Origin of the sequence: Paraburkholderia oxyphila NBRC 105797 (genome assembly GCF_000685075.1) — a bacterium.
GTDB classification, from domain to species: domain Bacteria; phylum Pseudomonadota; class Gammaproteobacteria; order Burkholderiales; family Burkholderiaceae; genus Paraburkholderia; species Paraburkholderia oxyphila.
The window spans coordinates 160,165-175,364 of the sequence record NZ_BAYD01000003.1; the positions used below are offsets into that span (position 1 = coordinate 160,165).

The 15,200-nt window shown below is 65.2% G+C and carries 15 protein-coding genes and 1 other RNA gene; 7 read left to right on the forward strand and 9 right to left on the reverse strand.

Translation table 11 applies throughout. From position 1 onward, the window contains the following. Nucleotides 1-2 precede the first annotated feature (2 nt). The 4 genes from dtd to BO1_RS02340 form a co-directional block, all read right to left on the reverse strand. Complete coding sequence (dtd, locus tag BO1_RS02325) at nucleotides 3-473, reverse strand: D-aminoacyl-tRNA deacylase (protein WP_028216166.1); 471 nt, start codon at nucleotides 471-473, stop codon at nucleotides 3-5. Between the two features lie 64 nt (nucleotides 474-537). Beyond that, nucleotides 538-1,791, reverse strand: coding sequence for a tyrosine--tRNA ligase (gene tyrS / locus BO1_RS02330; RefSeq protein ID WP_028216167.1), 1,254 nt, complete (start codon nucleotides 1,789-1,791; stop codon nucleotides 538-540). A gap of 168 nt (nucleotides 1,792-1,959) precedes the next feature. Next, a complete protein-coding gene (locus BO1_RS02335) occupies nucleotides 1,960-2,262 on the reverse strand; it encodes a HigA family addiction module antitoxin (protein WP_028216168.1) in 303 nt (100 codons plus the stop codon). Between the two features lie 21 nt (nucleotides 2,263-2,283). Further along, nucleotides 2,284-2,562, reverse strand: a complete 279-nt coding sequence (locus tag BO1_RS02340; RefSeq protein ID WP_028216169.1) for a type II toxin-antitoxin system RelE/ParE family toxin — start codon at nucleotides 2,560-2,562, stop codon at nucleotides 2,284-2,286. 291 nt (nucleotides 2,563-2,853) lie between these two features. Between BO1_RS02340 and BO1_RS02345 the strand changes: the two genes are divergently transcribed. Then, complete coding sequence (locus tag BO1_RS02345; protein ID WP_028216170.1) at nucleotides 2,854-4,008, forward strand: anhydro-N-acetylmuramic acid kinase; 1,155 nt, start codon at nucleotides 2,854-2,856, stop codon at nucleotides 4,006-4,008. A gap of 66 nt (nucleotides 4,009-4,074) precedes the next feature. On the opposite strand, the gene erpA is transcribed toward BO1_RS02345, so the two are convergent. The 3 genes from erpA to rplM all read right to left on the reverse strand — a co-directional run bounded on the left by erpA (nucleotide 4,075) and on the right by rplM (nucleotide 5,501). Then, a complete protein-coding gene (gene erpA, locus BO1_RS02350) occupies nucleotides 4,075-4,440 on the reverse strand; it encodes an iron-sulfur cluster insertion protein ErpA (RefSeq protein ID WP_028216171.1) in 366 nt (121 codons plus the stop codon). Nucleotides 4,441-4,668: 228 nt separating this feature from the next. Beyond that, entirely contained in the window at nucleotides 4,669-5,061 is a 393-nt protein-coding gene (gene rpsI / locus BO1_RS02360; RefSeq protein ID WP_028216172.1) for a 30S ribosomal protein S9, read from the reverse strand. Nucleotides 5,062-5,072: 11 nt separating this feature from the next. Beyond that, on the reverse strand, nucleotides 5,073-5,501 hold the full coding sequence (rplM, locus tag BO1_RS02365) for a 50S ribosomal protein L13 (RefSeq protein ID WP_027795838.1): 429 nt from the start codon (nucleotides 5,499-5,501) through the stop codon (nucleotides 5,073-5,075). 324 nt (nucleotides 5,502-5,825) lie between these two features. Here rplM and BO1_RS02370 point away from each other — a divergent pair, with 324 nt between their 5' ends. From BO1_RS02370 to BO1_RS02395, 6 genes are all read left to right on the forward strand, one after another. Further along, nucleotides 5,826-6,479, forward strand: a complete 654-nt coding sequence (locus BO1_RS02370) for a response regulator transcription factor (RefSeq protein WP_167338306.1) — start codon at nucleotides 5,826-5,828, stop codon at nucleotides 6,477-6,479. Then, nucleotides 6,451-7,377, forward strand: a complete 927-nt coding sequence (locus tag BO1_RS02375; RefSeq protein ID WP_084687731.1) for a type 2 periplasmic-binding domain-containing protein — start codon at nucleotides 6,451-6,453, stop codon at nucleotides 7,375-7,377. The genes BO1_RS02370 and BO1_RS02375 overlap by 29 nt, the downstream gene beginning before the upstream one ends. Next, complete coding sequence (locus BO1_RS02380) at nucleotides 7,308-9,746, forward strand: ATP-binding protein (RefSeq protein WP_156992089.1); 2,439 nt, start codon at nucleotides 7,308-7,310, stop codon at nucleotides 9,744-9,746. Before BO1_RS02375 ends, BO1_RS02380 begins: the two co-directional genes overlap by 70 nt. 65 nt (nucleotides 9,747-9,811) lie before the next feature. Then, on the forward strand, nucleotides 9,812-10,324 hold the full coding sequence (locus tag BO1_RS58775) for a DUF1090 domain-containing protein (protein ID WP_052409341.1): 513 nt from the start codon (nucleotides 9,812-9,814) through the stop codon (nucleotides 10,322-10,324). 102 nt (nucleotides 10,325-10,426) lie between these two features. Next, on the forward strand, nucleotides 10,427-12,787 hold the full coding sequence (locus BO1_RS02390) for a fimbria/pilus outer membrane usher protein (RefSeq protein ID WP_167338307.1): 2,361 nt from the start codon (nucleotides 10,427-10,429) through the stop codon (nucleotides 12,785-12,787). Between the two features lie 480 nt (nucleotides 12,788-13,267). Then, nucleotides 13,268-13,690 carry an OsmC family protein gene (locus BO1_RS02395; protein ID WP_028216178.1) on the forward strand — a complete coding sequence of 141 codons (423 nt, stop codon included), beginning with the start codon at nucleotides 13,268-13,270 and terminating at the stop codon, nucleotides 13,688-13,690. 114 nt (nucleotides 13,691-13,804) lie between these two features. Here the strand turns inward: BO1_RS02395 and rnpB are convergent. Next, an RNA gene (gene rnpB / locus BO1_RS56170) (RNase P RNA component class A) lies at nucleotides 13,805-14,215 on the reverse strand. Between the two features lie 60 nt (nucleotides 14,216-14,275). After that, the gene (locus tag BO1_RS02400) at nucleotides 14,276-15,199 is read right to left on the reverse strand and encodes a DUF3025 domain-containing protein (protein WP_028216179.1); all 924 of its coding nucleotides are present in this window, start codon (nucleotides 15,197-15,199) and stop codon (nucleotides 14,276-14,278) included. Nucleotide 15,200 lies beyond the last annotated feature (1 nt).

Here is a 15,200-nt window from a genome sequence, read left to right on the forward strand (position 1 = left end):
GATTAATTGCGCACCTGCAGCCAGAACGTGACGGGGCCGTCGTTCACGAGCGAGACCTGCATATCGGCGCCGAACTCGCCGGTCTCGACCAACGGGTGCTTTTCTCGCGCGGCGGCGGCGAAGTAGTCGAACAGACGCCGCCCCTCGTCGGGCGGCGCGGCGGGCGTAAAGCTCGGACGCAGGCCGCTGTTGGTATCGGCGGCAAGGGTGAACTGCGAGACGAGCAGGAGGCCGCCGGCCGCGCCGTTGCCGTCGATGTTCTGCACCGGCAGGTTCATCTTGCCGGCCGCGTCGCTGAACACGCGGTAGCCCAGCAGCTTCGCGAGCAGCTTGTCGGCATTCGCTTCGGTGTCGCCGCGCTCCGCGCAGACGAGCGCGAGCAGCCCCTGGCCGATCGAGCCGGTCACGCGCTCGGTTTGACCGTCGGCAACACGCACTTCCGCGCGGCGCACGCGTTGAATCAGCGCGATCATCGCGTGCGCTCCTTCAACACGCACACGCGCACCGCGCGCATGCAGGCAAAAACACGAACCGTCATCACGCGGTGAGCGTCACGCGCGCGAAGCGGCGCTTGCCGACCTGCACGATGAACTCGCCCGGCTCGACCTTCAGTCCCTTGTCGGACACGGTCGCACCGTCGATCTTCACGCCACCCTGCTCAATATTGCGCAGCGCCTCGCTCGTGGAAGGCACGAGCCCCGCCTGCTTGAGCAGCTGGCCGATGGCGAGCGGCGCGCCCGCGAGCGTGACCGACGGAATGTCGTCGGGCACGCCACCCTTCGCGCGGTGATTGAAGTCTTCGAGTGCGCGCTCGGCATCCGCCTGGGAATGGAAGCGCGCGACGATTTCCTGCGCGAGCATCACCTTGAAGTCGCGCGGGTTGCGGCCCGCTTCGATTTCGTGCCTGTAGCCTTCGATTTCCGCCATCGGACGGAACGAGAGCAGTTCGAAGTAACGCCACATCAGCACGTCCGAGATGCTCATGAGCTTGCCGAACATGTCGTTGGGCTTCTCACTGATGCCGACGTAGTTGTTCTTCGACTTCGACATTTTCTCGACGCCGTCGAGGCCTTCGAGCAGCGGCATCGTGAGAATGCACTGCTGCTCCTGCCCGTACTGCTTTTGCAGTTCGCGGCCCACGAGCAGATTGAACTTCTGGTCCGTGCCGCCGAGCTCGAGGTCGGCGTTGAGCGCGACCGAGTCGTAGCCCTGCATCAGCGGGTAGAGGAATTCGTGGATCGAGATCGGCACGCCGCCCTGGAAGCGCTTGGTGAAGTCCTCGCGCTCGAGAATGCGCGCGACCGTGTAGCGCGACGCGAGCTTGATCATGCCGTCGGCGCCGAGCGGCATCGACCATTCGCTGTTGTAGCGGATCTCGGTCTTCTCGCGGTCGAGCACGAGCGCGGCCTGCTCGAAATACGTTTTCGCGTTCGACTCGATCTGCTCGCGCGTGAGCGGCGGGCGCGTGGCGTTGCGGCCCGACGGGTCGCCGATCAGCGAAGTGAAGTCGCCGATCAGGAAGATCACGTTGTGGCCGAGATCCTGGAGCTGGCGCATCTTGTTGAGCACGACCGTGTGGCCGATGTGGATGTCGGGCGCGGTCGGATCGAGCCCGAGCTTGATGCGCAGCGGCTTGCCAGTGGCGGCGCTCTTCGCAAGCTTCTGCTGGAATTCTTCTTCGATCAGCAGTTCGTCGACGCCGCGCTTCGTGACGGCAAGCGCGTGACGAACTTCGTCGGTGACCGGAAAGGCGTCTTTGGCGCCGCTGTTGGGAGTGGACTCGGTGCTCATGCTTCGATCGGATTCGTTAGGTCTGGGTCTAGACCGGGATTTTACGTGATTCGACTCGCGAGGCCGAAGTTTGCGGGTGAACACGGCTCGTCGGCCGCCTCATGCGGCGCGGGTCCGCATGAGGCGGCGCAAGCAAGAACGAGCGGGGTTACGACGAAGCCGCGCCGCTCACGGGCGAGCGACGGCGCGCTCGACGCGCGGCGCACCCTTCGAGCGCGCCTGCCAAAGGTCGTAGGCTGCCTGCTGCGCGAGCCAGAGATCGGCGCGGCCGCCGTGCTCCTCGCCAAGCCACGCCTCGAGCCGCAGCGCCATTTCCGGCGAAATGCCGGCGCGAGCGTTGAGCACGCGCGAAAGCGCCACGCGCGTGACGCCGAGCTGCGCCGCAGCCTCGGTCACGCTCAGCCCGAGCGCCGGGAGGATGTCTTCGCGGAGCGTCTCGCCCGGGTGCGGCGGGTTATGCATGCGGATGATCTCGTTCATCTTCAATCTGCCTCAGTGGTAATCGCGGTAGTCGACGAGCACCGCATGGCTGCCCTCGAACGCGAAGGTCAACCGCCAGCTGCCGTTCACGCATACCGCGTGATGGCCCTCGAGCGAACCTGCGAGCGCATGGCAGCGCCATCCCGGCACGTTCATGTCCCGCGCAGACTCGGCCTCGTCGAGCCGCGCAAGCTGGCGACGCAGCCGGGGTGCGTGATCGGGCCGGATGCCCGCTTGCGTCCCGTCGAAAAAGAACGCCTTGAGCCCTTTGTGTTTCCACGACTTGATCATGGTGCCCCTGACATAGCGAAACGAACATGGATAGCTCGGTTCGTGGGCGCCGGACGATCTGTATAGCGTATAGCCTCACTATACAATCCACGATTGGCACAATCAACGTGCCTGAGCACGAAACTTGATCGAATCGAGGTTTCGCCCGTGCCCACACGAGCCAGACAGGCCCATAGGGTCACATGCCAGGCGCGTTCGGCTCAATTCATCCGATCGGCTTACGCTGAAAGGCCATTGCCCCGATAATCACCGTCAGAATCCGTTCTTCGCACTCACGAAAGGAGCACAAACGTGGCGCCACGCGACGCACGCAAAGACAGCGCACATCCAGCCGACGGCGTGTATTTCGGCCTGATGTCGGGCACCAGCATGGACGGCGTGGACGGCATCGCCGTGCGCTTCGAGCACGGCAAACGGCCCGTGGTGCTGGCCGAGGCCTTCGTGGGCTTCGCGCAGAGCCTGCGCGAAGCGCTCTTTTCGCTCCAGCAGCCCGGCGAAAACGAGATCGAGCGCGCGGCGCTCGCAGGCAACGCGCTCACGGCGCGCTATGCGGTCTGCTGCCACGAGCTGCTGCGCGCCGGCAACCTCTCCGCCAGCGAGGTGCGCGCCATCGGCGCCCACGGCCAGACCATCCGCCATCGGCCCGAAAAGGGCTTCACGGTGCAGATCCAGAACCCCGCGCTGCTCGCGGAGCTTGCGCACATCGACGTGATCGCCGACTTCCGCAGCCGCGACGTCGCCTCGGGCGGCCAGGGCGCGCCGCTCGTTCCGGCGTTTCACGCGACGCTGTTCGGTTCGCACGAGGAAACCCGCGTCGTCTGCAATCTCGGCGGCATCAGCAACATCACGATCCTCGCGGCGACGGGCGCGGTGCGCGGCTTCGACTGCGGCCCGGCCAACGCGCTGCTCGACCTGTGGGCCGAGCGGCATCTGGGCAAGCCCTACGACGAGAACGGCCAGTTCGCGGCGAGCGGCAAGCTGCACCAGCCGCTCCTGAACGTGCTGCTCGACGAACCGTACTTCGAGCAACAGCCACCCAAGAGCACGGGCCGCGATCTCTTCAACGCCGCATGGCTCGATGCAAAGCTCAAGGGCTTCGAATCGCTCGCGCCCGCCGACGTGCAGGCCACGCTCGTCGCGCTCACCGCGGTGAGCGTCGCGCGCGAAATCGAGCGTCATGCGGGAGACTGCCGCGCGGTTTATGTGTGCGGCGGCGGCGCACGCAACCGTGCGTTGATGGGCGCGCTGCAAAAAGCGCTGGAGACGGGCGGCGTGGCGGGCGTGCCGGTCACGACCACCGAGACGCTGGGCGTGCCGCCGCAGCAGGTGGAGCCGCTGGCCTTCGCGTGGCTTGCGATGCGCTGCCTCGCGCGTGAGCCGGGCAATCTGCCGACCGTGACGGGCGCGGCGGGAGAGCGCGTGCTGGGCGCGATTTATCCGCGATAAAGACTCCGGGCATAGAAACGAAAAACGGGGCGTGATGCCCCGTTTTTCAATGCCTGGCGTGTCCGCTCAAACCGAGAACGACGAACCGCAACCACAGGTGGTCGTGGCATTCGGGTTCTTGATGACGAACTGCGCGCCGTTCAGATCGTCCTTGTAGTCGATCTCAGCGCCGACGAGGTACTGATAGCTCATCGAGTCGATCAGCAATTGAACGCCGTTCTTGTTCATCACGGTGTCGTCTTCGTTGACAGTCTCGTCGAACGTGAATCCGTACTGGAAGCCCGAGCAGCCGCCGCCTTGCACGAACACACGCAGCTTCAGCTCCGGATTGCCTTCCTCGTCGATCAGTTGCTTGACCTTGTCAGCCGCTGCGTCAGTAAAGACGAAGGGACCGGGCATTTCAGTCACGGGGGTCTCGGTGACAGCGCTCATTCGAACTCTCCAAAAAAGCTTCTAGCCGCTATTGTAGGGCTCTTCCGCAGATCGTGCTTAAGCCCAGAAAATCAAGGGTTTCTCGCCACTTTCTTGCGGCTGGTGCTACACATCTCGCGCATCGTTGCTGAACAAACGAAAAAAGCCGCCCAGCGCAATACGCGCGGACGGCTTTTGCAGTTGCATCGCGCCCCGTTCCGCGAAGGAAGGGGCACGATCCAAAGCGGATTAACGCTTCGAGAACTGCTTGCGGCGACGTGCCTTGTGGAAACCGACCTTCTTACGTTCCACTTCACGTGCGTCACGGGTGACGAAGCCAGCTTGCGACAGTGCCGGCTTGAGCGTTGCGTCGTAGTCCATCAGCGCGCGCGTGATGCCGTGGCGAACTGCGCCGGCCTGGCCGGTTTCGCCGCCGCCGTTCACGTTCACCTTGATGTCGAACGTCGTGGCGTGGTTCGTGAGTTCCAGCGGCTGACGCACGATCATGAGCGACGTTTCGCGCGAGAAGTAGTCGGCGATGGGCTTGCCATTGACGATGATGTCGCCCTTGCCCGACTTGATGAAGACACGAGCAACGGCGCTCTTGCGGCGGCCCGTACCGTAATTCCAGTTACCGATCATGTGGGCTCCCCTTAGATCTCGAGCGCCTTCGGCTGTTGAGCCGAGTGCGGATGCGTTGCGTCTGCGTAGACCTTGAGCTTCTTGATCATCGCGTAGCCCAGCGGGCCCTTCGGCAGCATGCCCTTCACGGCCTTCTCGAGCGCGCGGCCCGGGAAGCGTTCTTGCATCTTGCCGAACGTCGTTTCGTAGATACCGCCCGGGTAGCCCGAGTGACGGTAGTACTTCTTGTCGGTGGTCTTGTTGCCCGTGACCTTCAGCTTGCCGGCGTTGATGATGATGATGAAATCACCAGTGTCGACGTGCGGGGTGAACTCAGGCTTGTGCTTGCCGCGAAGACGGCGTGCCACTTCGCTGGCGACACGGCCGAGAACCTTATCCGTCGCGTCAATCACGTACCATTCGCGCTGCACTTCATGTGCCTTGGCGGAAAAAGTCTTCATGATCGATCCAAAAAATATGCTGTGCCCTGATTCGGTCCTGCTTGTATGGTGACGCTCGTTGGCGCCGGCGCAGGCTCTCCCTGTTCTTCTCCCGCGGGCATGGATGCGGGAAACCCACGATTATAAAGGAAAAAATCGGGCGGAGCCAAGTTTTTGGTGCCGCGAGCGAGTGCCGGCCGCCATCGTGCGGCGATGCGTACGGCTTTTGCGCGCATCCTGAGCCGTTCTCCCATCTATTTGACGCATATCACCCCTATTTGGACAGATGCGGCGCCCGATTTGGGTAGAGTTACGCGTCTACGATCCGAATTTCAGGGAATGATCATGCGCAGGATCGGTTTGGCCGACGATCACCCCATCATCATGGACGCGCTGGAAACGGCGCTGCTCGAGACGGGCGAATTCGAAATCGCCTTCAAGGTACGCACGGGCGAGCAGTTGCTGGACGCCTTGCGCACCAGTCCGTGCGAATACGTCGTGACCGACTACTCGATGACGCAAGGCGCACCGGGCGGCGACGGCCTTGCCCTGATCGAGCGCGTCTTGCGGCAGTTCGCACCGCTTCGGCTGGTGGTCTTCACGATGCTGTCGAACCCCGCGCTGTGCGGGCAGCTCGCGCAACTGGGCGTCCATGGGATCGTCAGCAAGAACGATGAGCGCCACGAAGTGCTGCGGGCACTGCGCGCCATCGAGGCGGGAGCGAGGCTCCCCTGGCGCTCGCCCAGCCTGCGCGGCTGGCTCTACGAGCCGCTCAAATCGCTCAAGCCCGCGTGCAACGACCTCGCCGCGCTCAGCCAGCGCGAGCTTGACGTGGTGCGCCTGTTCGCGCAGGGCCAGACGCTGGACGAAATCGCCGCCAATCTTCAGCGTGCGAAAAGCACGGTCGCCACACACAAGCAGAACGCCATGCACAAACTCGGCTTGGCGAATAACGCCGATCTGATCTGCTATGCCTACGACGTCGGGATCGTCCGATAGCGTGTGCGCCACACCGCCGTGGCGCGCCCTGCTTGCCCCGTTGCTCCGGCTGTGGATCGTGCTGAGCCTGTGCGCCATGAGCTGGGCGGGCACGGCATGCGCGGCGCAGCCCGCTCAGGTTGCCGAGCTTTCCCTGGCGAGCCCGCTCACGCGCGCTCGCTTCCCTGTCGACTTGTCCAGAGAGGAGGTCGGCTGGCTGGATCGCCACGGCACGCTCGTCGCGGGCCTGTACGGCGGCGATTACGCGCCGTTCCAGTTTCGCTCGGACAACGACAGCGTCAAAGGCATCACGGTCGACTATCTGGTGCTGCTCGGCAACGCGCTGCAGCGGCCCGTGCGCGTGCGCTGGTTCGCCAATCGCAGTGCCGCGCTCGCCGCACTGCGCTCGCATGAAATCGACGTGCTGGGCGAGATCGGTTCGGCGCCTTTCGTGCAGCCCGACGCGCCCTACGCCGTGCCCTGCCTGAGCATGCCGCTCGCCACCGTGCGCCGCGCGGGCCCCATGCTCGCGAGCAACGGCGCATGGGATGGCCGCGGCGTCGTCAAAGACAGCGAGCCGGAACCGCTCGCCGCCCTGCAAAAGCAACGGCTCGAGGCAAGCGGCAAGGCAACGCTCTTCGACGCGCTCGAAGCCGTGTCGCTCGGCCAGGCCGACTTCTATGTGGGCGACCTGATCAGCGCCAGCTATTACGTCGAACAGGGCATCTTCCTGAACCTGCGCGTCGTGCGTGTCGAAAGCGAGGAAACCACGCTCGCACTCGCCATCGCCGCGGACCGGCCCCGTCTGCGCGCATCGTCGGCGCCGGCATCGACGCGGTGCCGGCATGGATGCGCCGTAGCATCCTGCGCCGCTGGACGGCGGGCGCAGTGCCCGACATCGTTGGCCGGCCACAACTGAGCGCCGCCGAACAACGTTGGCTCGAGGCGCATCCCGTGGTGCGGGTCGGCGTCAACACCACCGAAGCCCCCTATACGTTTATCGACTCCACGGGCGAATTCACCGGCATGTACGCCGACCTGCTCAAGCTGATCAGCCGGCGCACCGGGCTGCGCTTCGAGGTTTCCGCGCGCGCGTCGACGGCCGGGCTCGAGGACGATCTGCGCACCCAACGCACGCAACTCGTGACGACCTTGATGCCCACGCCCGAGCGGCGCGGCTTTCTGGATTTCAGCGAGGACATTGCCCCCATGATCTGGGCGCTCGTCGAGCGGCGCGGCACGACGCCCGCGGACACGACGCCGCTCGCGGTGTTCGACGGACTCGATGGGCTCGACGCCCTGCGCGGCAAGCGCCTCGCGCTGACACGCGGCCACGGACTGGCCGGCACGCTGCGCGCGCTCCACCCCGACATCGCGCTCGTGTTCACGTCCACGCCCAACGAGGCGCTGGTCCAGGTGACGCAAGGCCACGCCGATGCGGCACTGCTCAGCATGGCGAACGCCAGCTACACGGTCGAGCGGTATTTTCCCAATCAGCTCCGGATTGCCGCGACCGCGTTCGGCGGCCCGGATCAGGCGCGCTTCGGCGTGGAGACCCATTCGCCGGAACTGCTCGGCATCCTGAATAAGACGCTGGCCGGCATCACGCCCGCCGAGCGCGCCAGCATCGCCTCGAAATGGCTCGCCAACATCAACTATCCGAGCAGCACGTGGGAGAACCTGCGTCGCCAGGTGTTCCACTGGCTGCCGTGGGCGCTGGGCGCGCTCGGGCTTGCGCTCGTGTGGAACAGCTTGCTGCGCTATCAGATCCGCCGCCGCAAGCAGCTCGAACGCGAGTTGCGCGCGGCGCGCGACGAGGCAGAGCGCGCGAACACGGCCAAGAGCGACTTTCTCGCCGTCATGAGCCACGAAATCCGCACGCCGATGAGCGCCGTGATTGGCCTGCTGGAGCTTGCGCACCGGCGTGCGCGGGCGGGCGTGGCCGACGAGCAGGCGCTCGCGCTCGCCGAATCCTCGGCGCGCGGCTTGCTCGATCTGGTCGGCGACCTGCTCGACCTGCGCAAGGCAGAGGCCGGTGAACTGACGCTCTCACCGTGCGCCGTCCAACTGCGCGCGCTGCTGGCCGACACGGTGACGCTCTTTCGCCACGCGGCCGAGGTCAAGGGACTGCGCCTCTCGCACGGCGTGGCGGCCGAGGTGCCCGAATGGGCCGCGTTCGATCCGCTAAGACTGCGCCAGGTGATTTCCAATCTGCTCTCGAACGCACTGAAGTTCACCGCGTACGGCGAGATCGAGCTACAGGCAAGCCTCGTCGCAGCCGGGCCGGTGGCCGACGATGAGAGCCGGGAAGCCACGCCGCTTTTGCGCATCGTCGTGCGCGACACCGGTAGCGGCATTCCCGCCGACGACCTGCCGATGCTCTTCGAGCCGTTCAGGCAGGCATCGTCGCCGGCCGCCCATATGGGCACGGGACTGGGGCTTGGCATCGTCAAACGGCTCGTTACGCTGATGGGCGGGCGCATCGAACTCGCGAGCAAACCGGGCGGCGGCACGTGCGTGAGCTTCGAAGTGCCTTGCCGCAGCGTGTCGGGCGGCGTGGAAGCGCAAACGCCACTGCTCTTCGCCGCAGTATCGCGCCGCATCCTCATCGTGGACGACCATCCCGTCAACCGGCGCATCCTCGCCGACCAGCTAGACTGGCTCGGCTACACGCCCATCGAAGCGTCCGGCGCGCAAGAAGCGCTGCACCTGCAGCAGGCCGGCGTCGACCTCGTTCTCACCGACTGCAACATGCCCGTAGTTTCCGGCATCGAGCTGGCGCGCCGCATCCGGGCCGACGAAGCCGCGCGCTCAAGCACCCGCTACACCCGCTGCCCGATCGTCGGCTACACCGCGAATGCGCTGCCCGAGGCGCGCGCGGCCTGCCTCCAGGCGGGCATGGACGAGGTGCTCGTCAAACCGCTCGACGTGACGCAAATCGGCCGTGTCCTCGCGCGCTGGTTCGCGACCCGGACCGACCGGCCAGCGCAGGCGGCCGGGTCCGGGGCGCCCGCATCGCCGCGAATCGAAACGGAACTGGCGAACAGCCTGCGAGACGACTGCGCGGCGCTGGAGCGCGCACTCGCCGCGCACGCATGGCTCGAAGTCGCCGATCTCGCACATCGCCTGCGCGGCGTGCTCGCCTGCACGCTCGCCGACGCCGATATCGATCAGGCCTGCCTGGTACTCGAAATGCTCGCGAAACGAGCAGGCCAAACCGCTCCGGAAAGACTTCGCGCGCAAGGCGCGCGCGTCACAGCGCTCTTGCGCGCGCATTCCGCTCGCTAGCCCAAGCCGCGCCGCCTGGGTCCGGCAAGCGCGGCAGCGCGCACGACAACTCTCGAATAAATTCGATGCTCGCCGGCGACGAGCTGCGGCACAGTATCGACGAGCGGCACACAGCGCCGCTCACAACTCACGGAGTGAAGAAATTCATCATGAAAAAAATCATCATCGCGTCTGCCCTCCCTTTCATCTTCATCAGCACTGCTACGTTTGCCGGTTCGCAGGATTGCGCAACCCGCATCAACGCGATCCAGACGCAGATCCAGAACGCCAAGCAATGGGGTAACGTCAACCAGGTCGCCGGTCTCGAGCGCTCGCTGGCGAACGTGCAGGCGAACTGCAGGGACACGGATCAGATCGAGCGCGCCCAGCGCGATGTGCAACAGAAGCAGGAAGACGTTCGCAAAGCGCAGGCCGAAGTGGCAGAAGCCTCCGACAAACTGCGCGACGCACAAAGCCGCGGCGACGCAAAGAAAATCCAGAGCGCCCAGGAAAAGCTTGCCGACAAGCAGGACAAGCTGCGTGAAAAGATGGACAAGCTGCGCGTCGCCCAAGCGGATCTCGCCGCACTGAAGGGCTAAGAGATCCAACGGCGCTTCGCGCGTAGTCGAAGCGCCGCCCCTGATACAGGGACAGGTGGCTGGCGCCCCCTGTCCTTTTTTCATTGATCGAGCACGACGTTGGTGGCTATTAGAGGATCGCTGTTTCCGGTCTGCGGCGTAGCGCTACTGTTTGCACCGCTGACCGGCTATGCTGGCGAGCCGTATCTTTCGGGCGACGATCTCGAAAGCGATGCGAATGACGCTACGCGACCTGGGCCAAGCTTTTTACCCGCCGTTCCCAATGAACACGATGCCGATGCACCTGAGTCGCCCGCCAACGATGAGGACCGGCCGCAGTTGGAGCCGATCAAGGCTGGCGTCTATGTGAACGGCCGCTGGAACGGCTATTACTCGTTGACCGTGCGTGACGACGGCCTGTTTTGCGTGCCGGTCTCAGACTGGCTGGAATGGGGCGTCGCAGAAGATGCGCGGTTCGTGCCGGATGGCGACGCGGGCGCGACGCAATGCGCGCAGCCCCAGCGCCTACCCGCCGGCCCGCAGCCGGACACGCCCGGCGACGCAGACGAGGCGGTGCGGCTCAGTTACGACGCGAGCCAGCAGCGCATGACGGTGCGCATCGACGCGTCGTTGCTGAGCCACTCGCGCGGCTCCGTGCAGCCTGCACGACTCGACCACGGCGTATCGGCGCTCCTGCTCGATTACCAGTTCAGCGCGTCGCGCAGCGAAGGCACCAACGTACCCGCCGACGGACGATCCACCACGTTGTACGGCACGATCAACGGGGGGGCCAATTTCGGCCCCTGGCGCTTTCGCACCCGCCAGGTCTATTCACGCGGGTCGGTGGGGCCGCCACAGTGGGAAAACCTCGGCACATGGCTACAGCGCGATATCGCCTCGTTGCGCGCAAGGCTGCTGATCGGCGAAGGCACGACTGACAGCCTGCTGTTCGACGGCGTGCCGTTCACCGGCGTGCAACTGGCCTCCGAAGACGATCTGCGGCCGGACTACCTGACGCGCTACGCACCCGTGGTACGCGGCATGGCGCTTGGCAACGCCGAGGTTTTCGTGCGCCAGCGCGGCGTGCTGATCTATCACGCGAACGTCGCGCCGGGGCCCTTTGCGTTCCATGACGTGCACCCACCGTCGAGCAGCGGCGATCTCAACGTCACGATCCGGGAAGCGGACGGAACCGAGCGCGTAACGATCATCCCGTACATCTCCATGCCGCTGCTCCTGCACGAGCGGGACGTCAAATACGCGTTCAACGTGGGCCGCTACCGGCGTGAAAGCAGCTATGAACGCTATGCACAACCCGAGTTCATGCAGGCGACGCTCGGTTTCGGGTTGCCGCTCGGCCTCAGTCCGTTCGCCGGCATCGTCGAGGCGCGCGGCTATCGCAGCACGGCCGCCGGCGCCGGGTGGAGCCTCGGCGCGGCCGGCGCAGCGTCGCTCGATGTCGCGCGCTCGAATGCAGCGCAACCCGGCGGCGCCACGACAAGCGGCTATCGCTTCCGGGCCCGCTACGCGAAAACGTTCGCAACCAGCGGCACGGGCATCAGCATCGATTGGCGACGCTTCACAGGCGAAGGCTTCCGCACGCTCACCGACCAGTTGCAGCGCGATGCCGACCGGGCCTTCTGGCGCGAACTCTTTGGCGACGACGCCCCGGATGCGCCAGCCGAGGCCAAACGCCGAAGCCAGTTGCGGCTCGATGTCCGGCAGAATTTCGGCGATACGGCCAATCTGTACGCAACCCTCAGCGCCTACCGCTACACCGGCAGCTCGCCTTCGCGGCTATCGACGCAAATTGGCGCGAGCTGGTACGGCGAGCGCTTCGATATCGACGTGCAGGCCGGATGGAATCGTTTCGCGAATCAAAGCAACGTGGCGTTCATGGCCACGCTGTCCATTACGCTATCGATCGGCTGGAAAAGAGGCGCTCTGCGCTACGCCGCGTCGGTGAACCGCGACGACGACGGCGCGCTCGCATGGGGCAACCAGTTGTCGGGCTCCGCCCTGCGCGACTACCGGCTGAGCTATTCGTTGAGCCAGCAGCGTTCTTCCGACACGGGCCATCAATACGGCGCGCGCCTGGGTTACCAGGCCAATGCCGGCCGTATCGACGCCGGCTATGAAAATGGACGCGGCTACCGCAAGACCGACCTTGCGCTCGCGGGCGGCGTGGTTGGGTATCGCGGCGGCGTGGTGGCGGGACAATCGCTCGGCGAGACCCTTGCCGTGGTCGATGCTCCGGGCTATGCGGACGCGAGCGTAGACGGCCAGCTCGGAACGCGAACAAATTCGTCCGGCCGCGCGGTCATCTCGCATCTGACGCCTTACCGGGTCAATCGGGTCGGGCTCGATGGGCTCGAGCTCGGCGACGACCTCGACTACACCTCGCTGTTTCGCGAAGTCGCCCCCACATTGGGCGCCGTGATCTACGTGCCGATCCGTCCGCAACGCATGCTCCCGCCAGGCTGAAAGCCGAGATGGGCGCAGAGCGAATCGGATGCCTCAGGAAGCCGCGGCTGGAGAAATAAAAAAAGCCCGAACGCGTTTGTTCGGGCTTAATCCACTCTTTGGAGGAGGGTGGAGGAGACATGCTGAGGTGTCGTGAAGCACGACAACCAATGAGACGAATTATACGGATCGACCTTGTGCGACGCAAGAAGATTTGCATTATGAAAACTAACACCGCAATATGAAATCAAAAAATCACGCGCGAAAGAATGATTTCCATATAAAAATCAACGAATTACGATGAGCGCAGAAACAAACGTCCCACATTGACTAGAGCAAAACCCCTAATTGCGCGAGGGAAATCGGGCTTGTTCGTAAGATGTCGCGTCGCAACATTCAAGCAGGACGCATCGTCTGCATGCGCCCTGTCCCCCCCGGACATACCAGTAGGGCACGGGCTACAATGCCTGTTGAATTGAAAACTTGCGCAGGGGCAAACGCATGGAATGCAAAGTGAGCTGGATGGGTCAGGACGGCATGGCGTTCGCTGCCGAAACGGGTAGCGGCCACCTCGTCAACATGGACGGCGCGCCGGAAGGCGGTGGTCACAATCTCGCGCCGCGTCCGATGGAAATGGTGCTGCTCGGCACGGGCGGCTGCACGGCCTACGATGTGGTCCTGATTCTGAAAAAGAGCCGCCAGGAAGTGGCCGGCTGCAACGTGACGCTCAAGGCCGAGCGCGCGAGCGAAGACCCCAAGGTCTTCACGAAGATCCACTTCCACTTCACCGTGACCGGCAAGAACCTGAACCCGGCCACCGTCGAGCGCGCGATCAATCTCTCGCACGACAAGTATTGCTCGGCGTCGATCATGATCGGCAAGACGGCCGAGATCACGCACACGTTCGAGATCGTCGCGGTTTAAGTCGCGCTCACGCCACTCGCGGGATCGGCGTAAAAGAAAAGCCGGCGCGCTCCGATGGAGTGCGCCGGCTCTTTTTTTGCCGTCGTCCTGATGGAAAACGCGGCGGGAATAAGGCCGCAAAGCAGGCCGATAAGCCGGATTCTGTGCACACGCCGCGCCCGAAGGCACGCCGCGCGTGGCAGCCATTCCTCTAGGCGCGCCATTGCTGACGCGCTCAAGCTTCCTACCCGCAGACGGAATGGGGGCCCCATCCTGCATCCCGAAGATGCGCGCCTGCCTACTTGGAATTGCTCCGGGTGGAGGTTACCGTGCCGTCTACGTCACCGCAGACGCGGTGCGCTCTTACCGCACCGTTTCACCCTTACCTGATCCCGACCGAAATCGGGCCATCGGCGGTCTGTTCTCTGTTGCCCTGTTCCGCGTGTCGCCACGGATGGCCGTTAGCCATCACCCTGCCCTGTGGAGTCCGGACTTTCCTCGCCCCCTCGGCGTGAGCCTCGGGGCCGCGACTGCCTGGCCTGCTTTGCGAGGCGCGATATTAGCACGGGTCGATGCATCGCGCCGGACGCGCGAGGTGTCGGGCACTCAGCGCGCGCGCCGCCCCGGACGGAAGACTGTCGCGTCGTCGTAGAACGACGGGTCTTCGTTGGGCGCCCACCAGCCCGGAATGCCCAGCACCGGCAGCGGCGAGAAGCTGCGCCCATTCAGATGGGCGCTGGCGGCAAGCGCCGCGCTGACCGTTTCATCCAGCCAGGCGTTGCGCTGCGCGCGCGGCCACGCGAAGTACGCCGGCGGCACGTCGACCACCCAGGCGTGCGCCGTGCACGCCGCATAGGGTGCGATCAGCTTTTCCAGCAGCGCGTGGCCGAAGACGTGGACTTCGCAGCGCGCCGGGCTGTGCGTCAGGTTATGCGCCAGGTCGTGTGCGACGGCGGCCATCGTCCCTGCCGTCCCCGCCGTCGCGCCGTCCGCCGTCTCCCATGCCGCCCGTCCCGCGACGAACAGCGCGTGCCAGTCGAAGCCGCGTAGCGCCTGCGTGAGCGCCGGATCGGCGCTCACGAACAGCACGGCGTTTTCGTCGAACAACGTGAGCGCGTCGCGCACGCCGCCGCGCGTGGGCCCGACGCCCAGCACGTCGATCGCCGCGGCCTGACGCGCGTTGAGCGTCGCCTTGATGCGCGGGAACGCGAACCAGGCAAGCGCGTTGAAGAAGTCGTGGAGGTTGTGGCGCGTGGGCACGCATCCCGTCGCGGCGATGTGCGCCTCGTAGGCTGCGCCCTCCGGCAGATCGTCCTGCGCGATGAAGCCGAGCGTCTGGCCGCGGCCCGTGCGATGCTGCGCGGCGTGGGCGTCGGCGTTCAGCTCGCCGAGATAGCGCGCGTAGCCCGCCAGCGCGGCCTGCTGCCAGCGCCGGCCGCGCACCGCGTGCTGGGCGAACCAGGGGCGCGCCCAGTCGATGTCGGCGAAACTGCCCTCGGGCAAGGTCCGGCGCGGCGCGCCCGTGCGCATC

Coding starts and splice junctions, on each gene's coding strand:
- dtd (WP_028216166.1), bottom strand. CDS start 473: ATGATCGCGCTGATTCAACGCGTGCGCCGCGCGGAAGTGCGTGTTGCC.
- tyrS (WP_028216167.1), bottom strand. CDS start 1,791: ATGAGCACCGAGTCCACTCCCAACAGCGGCGCCAAAGACGCCTTTCCG.
- BO1_RS02340 (WP_028216169.1), bottom strand. CDS start 2,562: ATGATCAAGTCGTGGAAACACAAAGGGCTCAAGGCGTTCTTTTTCGAC.
- erpA (WP_028216171.1), bottom strand. CDS start 4,440: ATGAGCGCTGTCACCGAGACCCCCGTGACTGAAATGCCCGGTCCCTTC.
- rpsI (WP_028216172.1), bottom strand. CDS start 5,061: ATGATCGGTAACTGGAATTACGGTACGGGCCGCCGCAAGAGCGCCGTT.
- rplM (WP_027795838.1), bottom strand. CDS start 5,501: ATGAAGACTTTTTCCGCCAAGGCACATGAAGTGCAGCGCGAATGGTAC.
- BO1_RS02370 (WP_167338306.1), top strand. CDS start 5,826: ATGCGCAGGATCGGTTTGGCCGACGATCACCCCATCATCATGGACGCG.
- BO1_RS02375 (WP_084687731.1), top strand. CDS start 6,451: ATGCCTACGACGTCGGGATCGTCCGATAGCGTGTGCGCCACACCGCCG.
- BO1_RS02380 (WP_156992089.1), top strand. CDS start 7,308: ATGCGCCGTAGCATCCTGCGCCGCTGGACGGCGGGCGCAGTGCCCGAC.
- BO1_RS58775 (WP_052409341.1), top strand. CDS start 9,812: ATGCTCGCCGGCGACGAGCTGCGGCACAGTATCGACGAGCGGCACACA.
- BO1_RS02395 (WP_028216178.1), top strand. CDS start 13,268: ATGGAATGCAAAGTGAGCTGGATGGGTCAGGACGGCATGGCGTTCGCT.
- BO1_RS02400 (WP_028216179.1), bottom strand. CDS start 15,199: ATGCGCACGGGCGCGCCGCGCCGGACCTTGCCCGAGGGCAGTTTCGCC.